Annotated in this window: 13 protein-coding genes and 5 pseudogenes; 13 read left to right on the top strand and 5 right to left on the bottom strand. The window is 55.8% G+C overall.

From position 1 onward, the window contains the following. Window positions 1-112: 112 nt before the first annotated feature. Window positions 113-513: pseudogene (locus AA309_RS08370) on the bottom strand (transposase); the annotation flags it as partial. Window positions 514-668: 155 nt separating this feature from the next. Between AA309_RS08370 and AA309_RS31795 the strand changes: the two are divergent. The 4 genes and pseudogenes from AA309_RS31795 to AA309_RS08350 all read left to right on the top strand — a co-directional run. After that, window positions 669-935 (top strand): annotated as a pseudogene (locus AA309_RS31795) (integrase core domain-containing protein); the annotation flags it as partial. A 178-nt stretch (window positions 936-1113) separates the two neighbouring features. Beyond that, window positions 1114-2223 carry a non-hydrolyzing UDP-N-acetylglucosamine 2-epimerase gene (gene wecB / locus AA309_RS08360; protein ID WP_047188558.1) on the top strand — a complete coding sequence of 370 codons (1110 nt, stop codon included), beginning with the start codon at window positions 1114-1116 and terminating at the stop codon, window positions 2221-2223. A gap of 131 nt (window positions 2224-2354) precedes the next feature. Continuing rightward, window positions 2355-2531: a hypothetical protein gene (locus AA309_RS35115; RefSeq protein WP_160310421.1), complete on the top strand. Its 177-nt coding sequence runs from the start codon at window positions 2355-2357 to the stop codon at window positions 2529-2531. A 14-nt stretch (window positions 2532-2545) separates the two neighbouring features. Then, a pseudogene (locus AA309_RS08350) lies at window positions 2546-3647 on the top strand (IS3 family transposase). A 241-nt stretch (window positions 3648-3888) separates the two neighbouring features. On the opposite strand, the gene AA309_RS31790 reads toward AA309_RS08350, so the two are convergent. Genes AA309_RS31790 through AA309_RS08340 form a run of 3 tightly spaced genes read right to left on the bottom strand, consistent with a single transcriptional unit; the run spans window position 3889 to window position 6746 of the window. Further along, window positions 3889-4668 (bottom strand): methionyl-tRNA formyltransferase, encoded by a 780-nt coding sequence (locus AA309_RS31790; RefSeq protein WP_052954559.1) that lies wholly within the window; start codon window positions 4666-4668, stop codon window positions 3889-3891. Window positions 4669-4678: 10 nt separating this feature from the next. Continuing rightward, entirely contained in the window at window positions 4679-5515 is an 837-nt protein-coding gene (locus AA309_RS37610; protein ID WP_084730990.1) for an XrtA system polysaccharide deacetylase, read from the bottom strand. 1 nt (window position 5516) lies between these two features. Next, complete coding sequence (locus tag AA309_RS08340; protein ID WP_047188556.1) at window positions 5517-6746, bottom strand: glycosyltransferase family 4 protein; 1230 nt, start codon at window positions 6744-6746, stop codon at window positions 5517-5519. Window positions 6747-7526: 780 nt separating this feature from the next. Here AA309_RS08340 and AA309_RS08335 point away from each other — a divergent pair. The 7 genes from AA309_RS08335 to AA309_RS37605 all read left to right on the top strand — a co-directional run bounded on the left by AA309_RS08335 (window position 7527) and on the right by AA309_RS37605 (window position 13019). Next, entirely contained in the window at window positions 7527-7760 is a 234-nt protein-coding gene (locus AA309_RS08335; protein WP_150117444.1) for a hypothetical protein, read from the top strand. A 133-nt stretch (window positions 7761-7893) separates the two neighbouring features. Continuing rightward, the gene (locus tag AA309_RS08330; RefSeq protein ID WP_150117443.1) at window positions 7894-8970 is read left to right on the top strand and encodes a prenyltransferase/squalene oxidase repeat-containing protein; all 1077 of its coding nucleotides are present in this window, start codon (window positions 7894-7896) and stop codon (window positions 8968-8970) included. After that, on the top strand, window positions 8970-9854 hold the full coding sequence (locus AA309_RS08325) for an AAC(3) family N-acetyltransferase (RefSeq protein WP_047188554.1): 885 nt from the start codon (window positions 8970-8972) through the stop codon (window positions 9852-9854). Before AA309_RS08330 ends, AA309_RS08325 begins: the two co-directional genes overlap by 1 nt. A 10-nt stretch (window positions 9855-9864) precedes the next feature. Beyond that, a complete protein-coding gene (locus AA309_RS08320; protein ID WP_052954553.1) occupies window positions 9865-10185 on the top strand; it encodes a MaoC/PaaZ C-terminal domain-containing protein in 321 nt (106 codons plus the stop codon). Between the two features lie 108 nt (window positions 10186-10293). Further along, on the top strand, window positions 10294-12117 hold the full coding sequence (locus tag AA309_RS31785) for an HAD-IIIC family phosphatase (RefSeq protein ID WP_052954550.1): 1824 nt from the start codon (window positions 10294-10296) through the stop codon (window positions 12115-12117). After that, on the top strand, window positions 12117-12347 hold the full coding sequence (locus tag AA309_RS08310) for an acyl carrier protein (RefSeq protein ID WP_047188553.1): 231 nt from the start codon (window positions 12117-12119) through the stop codon (window positions 12345-12347). Before AA309_RS31785 ends, AA309_RS08310 begins: the two co-directional genes overlap by 1 nt. A gap of 417 nt (window positions 12348-12764) precedes the next feature. After that, complete coding sequence (locus AA309_RS37605) at window positions 12765-13019, top strand: hypothetical protein (protein WP_150117442.1); 255 nt, start codon at window positions 12765-12767, stop codon at window positions 13017-13019. Between the two features lie 108 nt (window positions 13020-13127). On the opposite strand, the pseudogene AA309_RS37600 reads toward AA309_RS37605, so the two are convergent. Then, window positions 13128-13265: pseudogene (locus AA309_RS37600) on the bottom strand (transposase); the annotation flags it as partial. A gap of 70 nt (window positions 13266-13335) precedes the next feature. Here AA309_RS37600 and AA309_RS37595 point away from each other — a divergent pair. Together AA309_RS37595 and AA309_RS32945 are read left to right on the top strand one after the other, a co-directional pair. Then, window positions 13336-13438: pseudogene (locus tag AA309_RS37595) on the top strand (IS481 family transposase); the annotation flags it as partial. Between the two features lie 78 nt (window positions 13439-13516). Further along, a protein-coding gene (locus AA309_RS32945; protein ID WP_244470298.1) for an IS5 family transposase occupies window positions 13517-14400 on the top strand; the annotation gives its coding sequence in 2 pieces (ribosomal slippage) (window positions 13517-13868 and window positions 13868-14400; 885 coding nt in all). Window positions 14401-14749 lie beyond the last annotated feature (349 nt).

Below are 14749 nucleotides of genomic sequence, written 5' to 3'. Positions count from 1 at the left end.
GATTGTTCTTTTCCGTAGCAAACTCGGGATCCAGCGGCCATCGCCGTGATCCTCACCATCCTCAATGCGAGGCACCCCCCAAGGAAGGCCCAAACATAATCTACAGCGTCGCTCACGTGTCCTCACGGCCCGTACAGAGAGAACTCCTTCCACTTGACACCGGAAGCTCGAAGAGCGGCCGGTATTCTGTTCCGCCTTTGATCGCCGCATGCACCACACGGGCCATCTTGGCGGTCAACGCTGTTATGGCCTTCTGGCGCAGATCGGCATCGTGGCGATTGCGCTTGGCGTAGCGGTTGAGTTTATCCCGAAAGCTGTTGTCGCGCTGGCGGGCTGCCACTTTGGCAGCCATCCATAACACCCGCCGCAGACGAGCATTGCCGTGCTTCGATAGCTTGGTGCGGCCGCGGAAGGTGCCAGACTTGCAGGTGGCCAAGTCAAGGCCACAGAACTTCAGGAACTGGCAGTGGTGCCCGAAGCGGCGCAGATACCTGCCTCCGCCAAGATCGTCATGACATGGAGGATAGGATGTCCTTGGTATCGTCGGTCAGTCACCTGCGTGTGTGCGGCGACATCACTGTGAGACCTGCTGGTCGGCCATGACCACCCCACGCAGCGCGGCTGCGCAACCCAGGCCAGCTCCGCCGCGCTGCTTCGCAACGTGCTAAGGGTCCGAGTATGTCGCCGATGAGACCAAGAGCCCAGCGCGGGAGATCGGCCTGGAGCCCAGGCCCACGCCGGTGCAGAGCCCGCAAAGCAACCGCATGGCCGAAGCCTTCGTCGTGCGCACGATCAAGCGCGATTACGTCCGAGTGAGCCCGCTTCCGGATGCGCGGACCGTGCTGGAGAGCCTTCCCTTATGGATCGAGCACTACAACAGCCTTCACCCGCACACGGCACTCGGTTATCGTTCCCCGCGTGAGTTCATCGCCTCACGTCAACTCGGGAGATCCTGTCCGATCTTTCGGGGCAACAACAAACCTAAACTAGGATCGCTTTATGCTTATTTCCACTTTTGCTTCAAGTTTCCAGCCATATAAGTAATGCATAGTGGTTATCTTGCCCGTGGTGAAGCTGCGATTGGCTTGTAACGGACCTTGAGGAATAGAAATCTTGGCTTCGAAAAAAAGGATTCTCTGCATCATCGGAACACGTCCCGAAGCAATCAAGATGGCTCCGGTAATCTTGAACTTGCAGGAGTCGCCATGGGCGGAGACAATCATCATCGCTACAGGCCAGCATCGGGAGTTACTCGAGCAGTCACTGGCGACCTTCGGTGTGAAGCCACACAGTAACCTGCACGTTATGACGGAGGGGCAATCCCTCTGCTCACTTACAGCGCGCATCTTCGAACGATTGGAGTCGTACCTAAACGAGTTGCGACCGGACATGCTTCTGGCGCAGGGTGACACGACCTCGGTTATGGTTGCAGCGGTCTCGTGCTTCTATCAGAATATTCCCTTCGGGCACGTAGAGGCGGGCCTGCGGACGTCTGATATTCACCTGCCGTTCCCCGAGGAATTCAACCGGAGGGTTGCAGGAATGCTCGGCACACTGCATTTCGCTCCGACAACGAAGGCGAAAGCCAATCTCTTGCGAGATGGCATTGCGGACGCCAAAGCCTTCGTGACCGGCAATACTGGTATCGACGCGCTCTATTGGATGTCACAGCGGGCGCCGCCGTTACCTTTCTCTCTTTCCAGTAAATCGCGCCTTGTTCTTGTTACTGCTCATCGCCGCGAAAACATGGGTGAGCCCATGCGCGAGATGTTCCAAGCTATCATCGACCTGAGCCTTTCCTATCAGGATCTCGAGTTTATCTATCCGGTGCACCCCAACCCGAATGTTCGGTCGCTGGCCGAGACGATGCTGGGCAAACAGCCTCGTGTCCATCTGTGTCAGCCTCTGGATTATCCGGAACTTGTTAGCGTACTCACTCGGTGCGATATAGTTCTTACTGACAGCGGCGGATTGCAGGAGGAGGGCCCTGCGCTTGCAAAACCCGTACTCGTCATGCGGAACGAAACCGAGCGGCCGGAGGCGGTCGATTTGGGCCTCGCACGGCTCGTGGGCTCGAATCGCGCCCAAATCATTACGGAGGTCTCCCGTCTTCTCGACGATCCGGAGGCGTACCGCTCCATGGCGCTTGGGGTGTCACCCTACGGGGACGGCAGGGCGGCGGAGCGCATTTGCCGTCATATCAAGGAGTATTTTGGCGTGTAGGGCTTTTGGCCGGTTCGCTGTGCGGATCAGCACTTGAGCCTTCACATCTCTTCAGAGCGGAGATCCCGGGTGTACATGTGCGTTGTCTAAGCCATTACTATCCTCTTTCGGCGAGGACGCTGTCAGTGCGCATGTCCGAGAATGCACGGGGCTGGGCTGCCGCTGGAGTCACCGTGACAGTCGTCTGCGGCGTGCCGAACTTTCCATACGGGGAGATTTCCTCGGGCTACTGGGATGGCCTGATGTGGTCCTGCCCCGTCAAACTGGTCCATGTCGAGGACAACTTTTTCGGGCATTTTGATCCTTGAGGAGGGTCAGTGCCATGAAGAAGACGCGCTACACGGAAGAGCCGATCGCCTTTGCTCTGTGGCAGGCCGAGAGCGGCACGCCGGTGGCCGAGGTGATCCGCAAGATGGGCATCACCGAGCCGACCTTTTACAGGTGGAAGAAACAGTTCGCCGGCATGGGCGTGGCCGAGATCCGCCGCCTCAAGCAGCTCGAGGACGAGAACGCCCGGCTCAAGAAGCTCGTGGCGGATCTCACCCTCGACAAGACCATGCTGCAGGACGTGCTCAAAAGAAAGTGGTGAAGCCCGTCGTTCGGCGTGAGGTCGCAGGCCATCTGCAGACGGCCTATGGCATCAGCGAACGGCGGGCATGCTCGGCCACTGGTTTTCGCCGCTCATCGCAGCGCTACCGCAAGCGGGCTGATCCGCAGATCGAGCTGCGCATGCGGCTCAAGGAGCTGGCCGCGGCGCGGGTGCGCTACGGCTACTGCCGGCTGCACATTCTGCTGCGCCGGGAGGGCTGGCCGGTGAACCACAAGCGCCCCTACCGTCTCTATCGCGAAGAAGGGCTGTCGATCCGGCCTAAGGCACCCAAGCGCAAGCGGGCCTGGCGCTACCGGCAGGGTCGGCCGGAGGTCGGTGGACCCAACGAGGTCTGGGCAATGGACTTCATGGCTGACCAGCTCTTCGATGGCCGCCCCTTCCGGATCCTGACGGTGGTCGACTGCCACACACGAGAGCCACTGGCGATTGTCCCGCGAGTGAGTTTCCGGGCGTATCAGGTGGTGGAGGCGCTCGATGCAATCGCCCGGAACCGCGGCCGGCCGAAGAGCCTGCGGGTGGACAATGGCCCGGAATTCGCCGGTTGCATGCTGGACCAGTGGGCGTATCTGAACCGGGTGGAGATTGACTTCTCCCGACCCGGAACGCCTACGGACAATGCCTACATCGAGGCGTTCAACAGCCGCCTGCGAGCGGAATGTCTGAATGCGTCGTGGTTCTTATCCATGACGGATGCCCGGGAGCGGATTGAATACTGGAGGAGAGATTACAATGAGACCAGACCCCATAGGCGCTCGGCGGCTTGATCCCGAACGCCTTCGCCCAACAAATTTATCAGACCCGGAAAGTTGCATAGGCCGTGGATCACATCCGGGGGGCAGCTCCATCGGCTCACAAGCCATACTTCAGGGACGACCCTTCGCAGGGGGCAGATCAGCTAAGCGCTCACGAAACTGAGGGACTCATCAACCACTGCCAGCCGCACCTGCTGTCCAGCTCAGCGAGGCTCGTTGCGCTGCCTCGCCGGCTATTGTCGAGCTTAGCCCTATCCCGACAGTGATAAGTACCGTGCCGAAAGCATCTGGCACACTATGCACTCAAAGGAGCCGGCGGCCCTGCATGCGAAGCAGCTGGGCGTCGCTCCGCGTTGGAAAGGAGAAGTAGCTCGATTGGGCCATATCCATCGGGACAACTTGTACCGTTCCAGCTTCGATGTGATCTATCGCCTCGAGGAGCGCCTCGATTCCTACCGATTTCGACCGGACCATGAGGTCCTGTAAGGAATCTTCTGCGAAAATCGGCACCTTTCTCTGCATGATGAGATCTCCTGCATCAAGCTTTGCAACCATGTAGTGAATCGAAACAGCGGCCTCAGGTTCATTGTGAAGTAGGGTCCAGAAATTTGGCATCATGCCGCGGTAGCGAGGAAGAGGAGAAGAATGCACATTGATGCATCCGAGAGCGGGTATATCTATCAATTCTTTCGTAAACAGCTGGCTCGCAGCCACTGAGACAATCAGATCCGGACTTATTCTCTCGCTAAGTGTTTTGATGAACTCAGGAGAGCCTATATTGGTCGGGCGATAGAACGGGATAGAGTTGCGGCGGGCGACATCCCCCACCGAGTAAGCTCGAGTGACGGGCCGCCAGCCATTGACGAAGTCGGCAAGTCTTGTCCAACCATAACGGATACAGAGCCGGCCAAAATCCACTGGTCCATAAAATCCATACAGGCGGCGTGCTGTTGCCAGCAGCTTCTCATTGAACGACGGAAGTATGATCAGCGCCACGATGTCTTTCGCCCGGGCGCGACACAGACGATCAAGTGCAGGCGCAAGGATGAAAGGCTCTTCTTGAGTTACGACAGCAATACGCATGGTTCCCGCCTTACGAGCCTAATTTTGAAGCGAATACGTCCACGACTGATCCAAACCGAAATTCGCAAAGAAGTGATTCAAGGCGAAGCTCCGTCCGATCAAGGTTGACGTAGTGACGAAACCGAGACGTGAGAGGTGCATTGACAACGCGCGGCTGATCTGGATCAAACTCCCAAGGGTGAAGGTAGATGACTGCTGGTTGTCCTTCAGCGTTGATGTGCCGGATGGCTGACCGGGTCAACCACAGGGGGAATAGTCGAAAATAGCCGCCCCCCGCTACGGGCCAATTACGGCCAGCAACTCGGACCGTACTTATTGGTATTTCCCACATGCCATTCGGCAGGCGACTTCCAAAGCGAGAGGCCGTGCTTATTCCATATCGATCATGAGCAAGGAGCGGGAAAATACTCGAATCGTATCGAAAACCTAAGGCAGAAAGTACATCTAGCGCCCAGAGCGAGTCTTGCACAATTGAGAAGGCAGGAGCTCGGTACCCCAACGGCTTCCAGGAGGGCAATACACGTTGGATGGCCTCAATGGAATGCCTTACATCAGCCGCGAATTCGGTTTGGTTCTGGCGATAAATTAACTGATGCCAATAACCATGTGTTCCAATCTCATGCCCAGCCTGCGCAATCTGCCTCACCAACCCTGGATGCCGATCAGCTACCCAACCCAAGACAAAAAAAGTCGCGCGAACCTGGTGTTTCGCCAAGAGCCTCAATATTCGCTCTGTGTTGGCCACGACCCGGCTCGGCTGTCTGTCCCAATCAGTGCGATCAATAACGTTTTCGAAGGCGTGAGCCTGATAATGCTCTTCTACGTCAATGCTTAGGACATTGAGCATACTACTGCGCCCTTCCCACTATAGCTTTAAGTACTTGTTCCATCTGACGAGCTAACATTGGTCGGTCGAACTGTGTGGCGACATAATGATGTCCATGCTTACTCATAGCATCCAAGCTATCCCGCTTTTTTGAGATCTTGAGGATAGCCTCAGCTAACTGCTGTGCTTCACCAGGTGGAACAATCACCCCGCCCCCAGCCTCCTCTACCAGTCGCCGCGCTTCACCACCCGCAACTAAAACCACCGGCAAATGGCATCCCCAGGCTTCTAGGAGCTTCGACGGAACTGCATCCAGCAACTGATCATTCACCAAGGGCACAAGGGCAAGGTCACAGGCCCGCAGAATTCCGGGAATAGCCTCCCGCGGTTGAGTTGGAAGCCAAGTGATATTCTCTAGTTGGTGAGATAAAATTTGGCGTTCAATGTCGGCGCGCTTGACGCCATCACCAACGAACAGGAAGTGGATATGTCTGTGCCCCCTTAGATGGTTTGCTGCGTCAACGGCGGTATGCAGTCCTTGAAAGATGCCGATCAAGCCTGCGTAAACAACGATGAATTTGCCCTCGAGCTTCAGATTCTCGCGCAGCTTAGTATCGGTAGGCGAGTTGAGAAGTTCTAGATCTACTCCGTTCGGTACAAGAGTGAGCTTGTCCTCCGGCACGCCCTTTTTCGCTAGCTTGCGCCGCTTCGCCTCCGTGACGACGCTGATAGATGTGCTCCGTCGATAGAGGAATCTTTCCAGTCGTTCCCCCCAACGGACGATAGCAGAGTCGGAGTTGAACTCACCGGCCTCTACTGCCAATTCAGGCCAAATATCCCGAATGTCCAGCAGCAGTGGAACACGGCGCCGGCGCGCCAGTGCAAGACCAGCCAAGCCGATAAAGAGAGGCGGAGATGACGCGATAACGATGTCGTACGAACGACCAAGCATCAAACCTGAAATCGTTGCGGATCCTACAGCCGAAAAATAGTTGGCGAGGCGCTGGATACTAGAACGACGTGGTGAAGCATAGATCCAGCTTCGCCAGATCTCTACTCCATCCATCTGCTCATGTACCCTAAGCTTACTTCGGTACTCAGGGGCTACGATACCCGATGGATAATTGGGAAAGCCCGTCAGAACAGTTACCTCATGCCCAAACTGAACGAGACAGCGGGCAAGCCCATGCAGCCGTGCTGCCGCCGCTCCCATTTCCGGAGGATAGAAATGGGTAAGAATTACGACCTTCATCTTGGGGGCCCATCAGTAATGTACGTATTCTCAATGAGGCAAGTGGATGAGTCATCCACGACCTATTAAAAGCTCAAACGTTCCGCGGCAGCCCAGTAACTGTTCCATTCTGCACAGTCAGGGCGGTGCCACGCAATTACTCTTCCGAGGCGGCTTGCGGTATGTAAATTCTCGGAATCCGTTTGAGAGCGGCCAGTGAGCGATGTGCCGGAAGAGACTGCTCGTGGTGACGTGGATGAAGGCCTTCGGGACATCGCACCTTTCCTCTTAGTCCCGCACTAGCAGGTGGTGGCGTGTCATCGATCTAAGAATTTTTCGACCACAGATCGGCGTCGTAGTAGCTGCAAGACTTTATGACTGGTTAGCTTATGCGCTATCTCGACGACGATAGCCTAAGGGTTCGAGCTTTCCGCACGATGTTCTCGAGTTCACATCCATCTCGTCTGGACCCAAGATAATCCCAAGCAGACCACCTACCAAGGTCTCAAGCGGCCACCTGGCCCGAATTCAAGGACCCAAGATAGCAGGATAGTATGTGCCTCTTGCCTCAAGCATCGGTGCCGATGAGCTGCATTGAATAGCCTGAACGGTCAATTTGCCTCGCCGTCGTTACTCCTTCAACCCAAGGTTAAACGGAAATTAAGGGTGCTTCCCTAGTCAAAGTTTTTTGCATTCATATAGGAATATCTACAGAACAAACGCTGTAATTAGCTTCATGTACGTTATATAGGATTTTAATCAGAAACGATGAGGCAATCAACCACTCGCAAGTAAATGTTCATGCGTGAATACTACTTTTTGGTGATCCTATTGGAAACAATTGTAGCACTTTTTTGGTGCTTGTTGCACCTCAAGCGCCAACGTTTGGCTAAACAATCTGCTTGGGTTGTGGAACAGTACTTGCAACTGAAAAATATGGGAGCCATCGTCGTCAATATTGGGTTTTGGAAAAATGCCGCAATGCTACCTCAATTTCCGGAATTCAACCGACGCTGTAGGCTTGTTTGGGAATAGGTCATCGCCTCAGCGTGGCGGGGCATCCGGGGAATAAGGGCCGCGATATATTGTGGCTACGGGCAAGTCTGGATTCGACTCTTAGAACACCAGGTATGGACATCTTTTGTCCGTGACCGGATGGAGAGCATCAATGGATCTAAGGACTGAAGCTACACGTGCGGCCGTTGATTGGCTTGTATTTGCTCATGAAAAGTCGCAGAGACAGGGCGTTCCGGCTGTCTATCATCTATTGGGTGGTTGGTCGGCTTCATACCCTGAGACCACCGGTTACATTGCACCCACGATGTTGGCCGTTGCTCGCGAGTGGCAAGCTCCAGAATTGCGCGACCATGCGCTCGACATGGGCAAGTGGCTCCTCTCACTTCAGGACCATAATGGAGCTTTTCCCGCCGGCCTCTGGACTCCTGCGACCAAGTTTAAGCCAAGCGTCTTCAATTCCGGACAGATCCTTTTCGGACTCATCGCACTCTTCCGAGAAACCGGAGATTCCCGCTACCGTGAATCCGGCATCAAATGTGCCCGATGGCTCTCATCCGTGATGGATGATGATGGAGCTTGGAGAAGGCACACATATAGGAACATTGTGCATACTTACTATGCTCGCGTTGCATGGGCGTTAGCACTGGCTGGCGAGGTGTGGGGATATGAGGAAGCGCTAGTCTCTGCGAAAAGGAATTTGGATTTTACCCTTCGATATCACGATGGACAGGGTTGGTTCGAGCATTGCGCTTTTAGCAAGGGAAAAAATCCGGTTCTCCATACGTTTGCTTATCTCATTTCAGGTCTTCTCGAGGGCGGTCTGATCCTTCGCGAGGAGCGCTTCATCTCCGCATCTCGCATCAGCCTCGAGAGGCTGCGGGATATTCAGGCCGAAGACGGAAGTCTGCCGGGGGAGATCGCCAAAGACTTCTCCGGACCGAGCTATCGATGCTTGACCGGCATCGCCCAGACCGCGATCAACTGGAGTCGTTACAATGAGCATATTGCGTGGGATCAGCGTTGGGTCGATGCCGCTGATCGAGCGATCGATTATCTCGTGAAGAGCCAGGTCCGACTACCGCTCGCGCGTCTCAAAGGCAGCTTTGCCGGATCGTCGCCGGTGTGGGGCCCCTATATGACCTTCAGGTTCCCGAATTGGGCTGCAAAGTTCTTCATTGATGCCGTTCTTGCAAGAAACGGCAGGATGCAAGGGAGAGGGTGGGGATAATGATGGCTTTCACGGGAAGGGTTCGCTCCGCGGTCATCAACTTCCTACCTAGGAGAGCCCTTAATGCGCTGAAGAAGATCATTCGCCGTCGTCGGAACCAAAGGCTCCGCCGCGAGCGGTGCAATCTCACGAGCGAAGAGCTGAGCGCAGTACTTACGCGTCTTGGTGTCGTCAAAGGCGGCGTTGTCTTTGTTCATAGCGCTTCCGACTGGTTCGAGGGTCTCGAAGGTGGCGTGATGGCTCTCCTCGAGGTCCTACGCGAAGTGGTTGGTGAAAAAGGCACGATCATGATGCCCGCCTTCTCGTCCACAGGTTTCACGCGCGACTATCTGCTTAATGAGAAATTCGACTTGCGTCGCACACCCTCGCAGATGGGGCTTTTGACGGAAGTATTTCGCAGAATACCGGGCGTCCAGAGAAGTCTCCATCCATCGCATTCTGTGTGTGCCCAAGGACCCCTCGCAGAGTGGCTGACCCAAGAGCACGGGAGGACTGAGTTGCCATTCGACGAGAGTTCGCCACTCGGCCGGTTGGTCGAGCAACGAGGACAAGTTCTCCTCCTCGGAGTTGATCTATCGGTCTTGACACTCGTGCACGTCGCAGAAGACGAACTCGGTGCGAAATTCCCAGTTCGTGTCTACTTGCCGGGAACCCTAGAGGTCTCAGTCGTGACCGGGGCGGGAGAATTGAAGGTTCGCACCCGTGTCCATGATCCCGACGTTTCCTGCAAGAGGAATATCGCGCAACTCGAGGGGGAGCTGCTTCGTCGGGGCATAATGCAGAAGAGTTCAATCGGCGCAATCCCGTTACACCTTCTTGACGCCAAACGAGCTAACGATCTGCTTCTTGAAAAGGCTGCTTCGGGCTGGACGATTTACAATTGATGGAGATCGTATGACGAAATGGATCATCGAAGAATTTGACCAAATCCAGGAAGGTGAAGAGAAAACGATCGAGGTGCCGGTCACGGAAGCTAGGATCACGCAGTTCGCTGAGATCGTCAGCGACGGCAATCCGCTTCATCTCGACGAAGGCTTTGCAAAGACTACGAGGTTTGGCCGGTTCAATGCGCACGGCGCGTGGATGACTTCGCTCATTATCGGTGTGGTGGGTAGCGAAGCGCCGGGGCCGGGATGGTTCTGCTTGGGTGTGCAAACTGATTTTACAGCACCGGCCTATCTGGGCGATCAACGTGAAAGTAAAGGTAGTCGGTAAGATGGCAGCGCTCAAGATTCTTGTACTGGAGGGCACGGTGCGAAACAACATGACGGGCGCACTTCTCATTCGGAATGAAGTCAAAGTTCAGTAAGCAGGGGAAGCAAAGTGAGCGAAATCGAAGCCAAACTAGATCGTATTCGACGCTCGGCTATACCATCGCCTACGGACGTTAACTTCATCTGCCGCACGTTGCAGATCCAGCCCCAGCTTCGCTCCGAAAAGGTCGTTCGGATCGGGCTGGTAGGAACGACGACACTTGAGCCTCTTCTCCAGCCGCTCACTGTCAGAGCGCACTTGGAGCGATTCTGGCCGGAGATCTATTTCGGTCCTTTCAACCGAGTGCACGAGGAACTTCGGGACATTAACTCGGGATTGTATGCTCATCGTCCAGAGTTCGTGTTTCTTTCTCTGCGGCTGGAAGAGCTATCACCCAAATTTATTGAGGAATTCACAGCTCGCGAGGAGGATGATCTTAAAAAGATCGTCCAGCAGGCGATCAGCGAACTAAAAACTTCGCTCAGCGCTTTGCGCTCAAATTTTGGCGGCGTAATCGCGTTCAATTCTCTTACGACGCCTGAGTGGATGCCATATCACCAATATGATTGGATGGTGGCATATGGTATGAGAGCGGCGGTTCACGAGATGAATCAGGAACTCGCGACTTTCGCGCGCACGACCCCAGATGTCGTCATGCTGGATAGTGAGCAAGTCACCGCCTTTGTCGGACGCGATGCCTCTTTCGATCCCAAGCTTTGGTACTGGGCACGTTACCACGGAAGCAGCCGCTACGCTTGGGACTGGAGCGGCCTTTATTTATCTGTTGTTCGTAACAGGCTCGGCTTTCGCAGGAAATGTCTCGTCCTTGATCTCGATAACACCATGTGGGGAGGGATCATCGGAGAAGATGGCATGGATGGAATCAAGATCGGTGGAGATTACCCTGGAAACATCTATCAGGCGTTCCAAAAGCAGGTGCTAGATCTCTGGCGTCAGGGTGTGATCCTAGCCCTTAACTCCAAGAACAACGAATCCGACGCGAAAGCTGTTTTCGACGAACACCCCGAGATGATCCTGCAATGGGACCATTTCGCGGTCAAGCGAGTGAATTGGAGCGACAAAGTCTCGAATCTCCGCGAGATCGCAGCCGAGATAAACATTGGGCTCGAGTCGCTCGTCTTCGTCGACGATAACCCGGCCGAATGCGAGTTCCTTTGCCGTGAGTTGCCACAGGTGACCGTTCTCCAAATGCCAACCGTCATCGAGCAGATCCCGAGGCTTTTAGCTCAGTTCGATCTTTTTGCCAGCCCGGAGCGGTCCGCGGAAGATCGTAAGCGCAACGTGTATTATCAAGCGGATCAGGCGCGTGAAGCCGCCATGAGCATCTCGGCCAACGTAGAAGACTTTGTCGCATCACTTGAGATGGTAGCCGACATCGGGCCAATTAATGGCGCGTCGTTGGCACGCTCGGTTCAGCTACTCGAAAAAACGAATCAGTTCAACCTCACAACAAAGCGGCATAACGCGACCTTCATCAAGGAGATTGCGCAGTCTCCCTTGTGGCGGACCTATACGCTTCGACTTGTGGACCGTTTCGGCGACAACGGACAAGTGGGCTTAGCGCTCGTTCGAAAAGAAGGAGATGCAGCCTGTATCGATACTTTCCTGATGTCTTGTCGTGTGATCGGGCGTGGCGCCGAGGACGCCATGCTCGCCCTAATCGCACGTGACGCGAGAGCGCAAGGTGCGACTCAGCTGATCGGTGAATACACCCCAACCAAGAAGAACAAGCTTGTTGAGAGCTTCTACGAAAGCAAAGGTTTCGAGCTGAAGGAAACGCTCGAGGGTGAACGTCGGATCTATTGCATTTCGCTCGCGAAAGGTCCCACGGTTGAATGCAAGTTCATTAAGGTCAGAGAGGTGCAGACGTGATGAAGCTATTTCGGGCAGTCGCACCGGTTTTGGACGTTGATCCCAGCGAGCTTTCGGTCGAGAGCAGCCAAAATACGATCATCAACTGGGATAGCCTCGCGATCATCAACCTAGCGATGGCTCTCGAATCCGAGTTCCTCATTTCTCTCTCCGCCGAGGACATAACGCGCCTGCGGAGTATTCGCGAGATCGTGAACATCCTCCAAATGCGCGGCGTGAGGATCGAATGAGCTGGAAATGGTGAAGCACGCCGTCAGCTGTTTTGCCGAGCAAGAATTGAAACTCCACAGGTTTCATCTTCTCAGAGACACTGAACCGCCGCTGCGAAGGAGCTTACCATGTTACCGGACTAACTTTGGCTGATTAGGTGATCGAATGAGGCGGAGGTCACCTTCTAGGATGCAATCGTTGAGAGCGCAGGCGATCCGGTTGGTTGCACGCCCGGACCTGACGTCTGTTAGATGTTTGGAGTGCTCGGCTTGAGCTCGATCCTGCGAGGCAGTCGCCAGGGGTGCTGCGGTGAAAGCCGATGATAACGTAGGGTTTGTTGGAGCCGCCAGTAACATCAGAAAGGGCGCGCAGCATGAAGCACTACGCCGAACCTCGCGGGACGGGGAATGAGGCAAGGGCATGCTGGGGCTGTGTTGGTGGCGGCCCGACGGAAGATCCACGCCCTTGTTGATGCCGAGGGCCGCCCGATCCTCGTCACGTTGACATTTTTGGGACAGGCGCATGACGGCACCGCGGCCAAGGGCCTTCTGAGCGTGCTCAAGCCGGGCAATCTCAGCCGCCTGATCAACTGGGGAGGGTGCGGGCGCCGCGCCCACTGGCAGCGCCTCAGGAGCAGTCCTGGATCTGGGCGTAGCGCCATGGGCGACGGCCCACCGGTTCCTGAGCAGTGAAGGGGGCCCTCAGCTAGAGCCTCGGACGTGAAAAGTGGACCAACTTTTGGGATCTCATCCGATGCTCCTTCTCTTGAACAGCGCATCGCCCGGCGCAAACCGAAGGTCCGCGCCAGCGAAAAACCGGGGCCACTTATTCAAGCACGATGCGCTAGCAATCTGCATCAGAGGCCGTCTCCTGCTTTCCAGAAGCGCCACGGCCTCTCGCTTGAACTCGGGTGTGATTTCTCGTCTCGTCTTCGTCATCGAACACCTTCCCGCTCGCCAAAGAGCATATCAGAGGTGTCCATCAATGCGAGGGAAGATCAGTGAGTCCAGACTGACCAACCTGCGCTTCAAGCCGCCGGATCTCAATGCTCTCCCTCAGGCCCTGCAGGTTGTCGCTGCCGCCAAGGAAGGTCTCGGATCCAGACAACTAGATCCTGTCTGACGGCCTTTGAGACTGCGCAGGGATGCGGCTGTTGCCTTGGTGAGGCTGATCAAGGCGGAGACGTGCGATGCGGCGGCACGAGCTGAGCGATGCGCAATGGGAGTTGATTGCCGATCGGATGCCCCGCTCTGGCCTGCGGGGCGGCGGGCGCTGGCGCGACCACCGGTGGGTAGTCAACGGGCTGATGTGGAAGCTCTGTACCAGTGCGCAGTGGCGCAATCTGCCTGAGCGCTACGGCCCTTGGCAAACCGTGTATGAGCGCCTGACCCGATGGCGCCGTGAAGGGCTGTTCGACATGATCCTGGATCGGCTGCGGCTCAAGCTGAATGCCGAGGGGCTGATTGACCTGGATCTGTGGTGCATCGACAGCACCTCGGTGCGGGCCAGTCGCACCGCGGCCGGAGCGCGTAAAAAGGGGATCCGCAGGAGCCGGACGACCATGCGCTCGGCCTCTCGCGCGGTGGCTCCGGCACCAAGATCCACCTGGTGAGCGATGGTGTCGGCCTGCCGCTCGCCTTTTCGCTCACGCCCGGGCAGCGGCACGAGGTGCCGGTCTTCGAGACGACCTTGAGAGCGGTTCGCCTGCCCAACCCGAGAGACCGCCCGCGGACAAGGCCCAAGTACCTGGCTGGCGACAAGGCCTACAGCTACCGGCCTGTCTTCCACTCTCTGCGTCAACACCACATCCGGCCCGTGATCCCACCCCGCACCGGCGGCAACATGGGCAAGGGCTGCGCACGAGCCTTCGATCCAGACCTCTACCGCAGACGCAATGTGGTCGAGCGCTGTGTCGGATGGCTGAAAGGTTGTCGCTCGATTGCCGCCCGACACGAGAAGCTCGCGATCAACTTCGCTGCCATGATCAAGCTCGCTTTCATGCGTCAGTATTGCGGGCCATCAGGCCGTCAGAGAGGATCTAGGTGGATTGAGTTGGCTTGTATTAATAAATAAGTGGCGCACTTTCACAAGACGGCCGCTTCGATTAGCGTGTATTCGACTACCGACGTCCCTCAGCAATCACTTTGGGGCATCCAGAGATTAGTTTTAAGAGAATATAGTATAACTGATCTTAGAATGCGGTTAGATATACTCTGAGTTAATTGGCTAACATTTCAAAAAATCACGCATAAAGCTGCAATCAGGATTTTATTTATGTCTATCTTGCCTTCCCAATGGACTACCTACACGAATGAAAACGAGACGATTGCGGTCGGTGGCCGGCAATTCTATGTCGATGCCGAAAAGACGTGGAGCTTCGATTCCGCCGACAACAACATCCTGCGTTTCGAGCTTCGCAAGG

The sequence above is a fragment of the Microvirga vignae genome, from assembly GCF_001017175.1.
GTDB lineage: Bacteria > Pseudomonadota > Alphaproteobacteria > Rhizobiales > Beijerinckiaceae > Microvirga > Microvirga vignae.
Note: the sequence above shows the minus strand (reverse complement) of the source record. Positions and strands in the feature narration are given on the sequence as shown.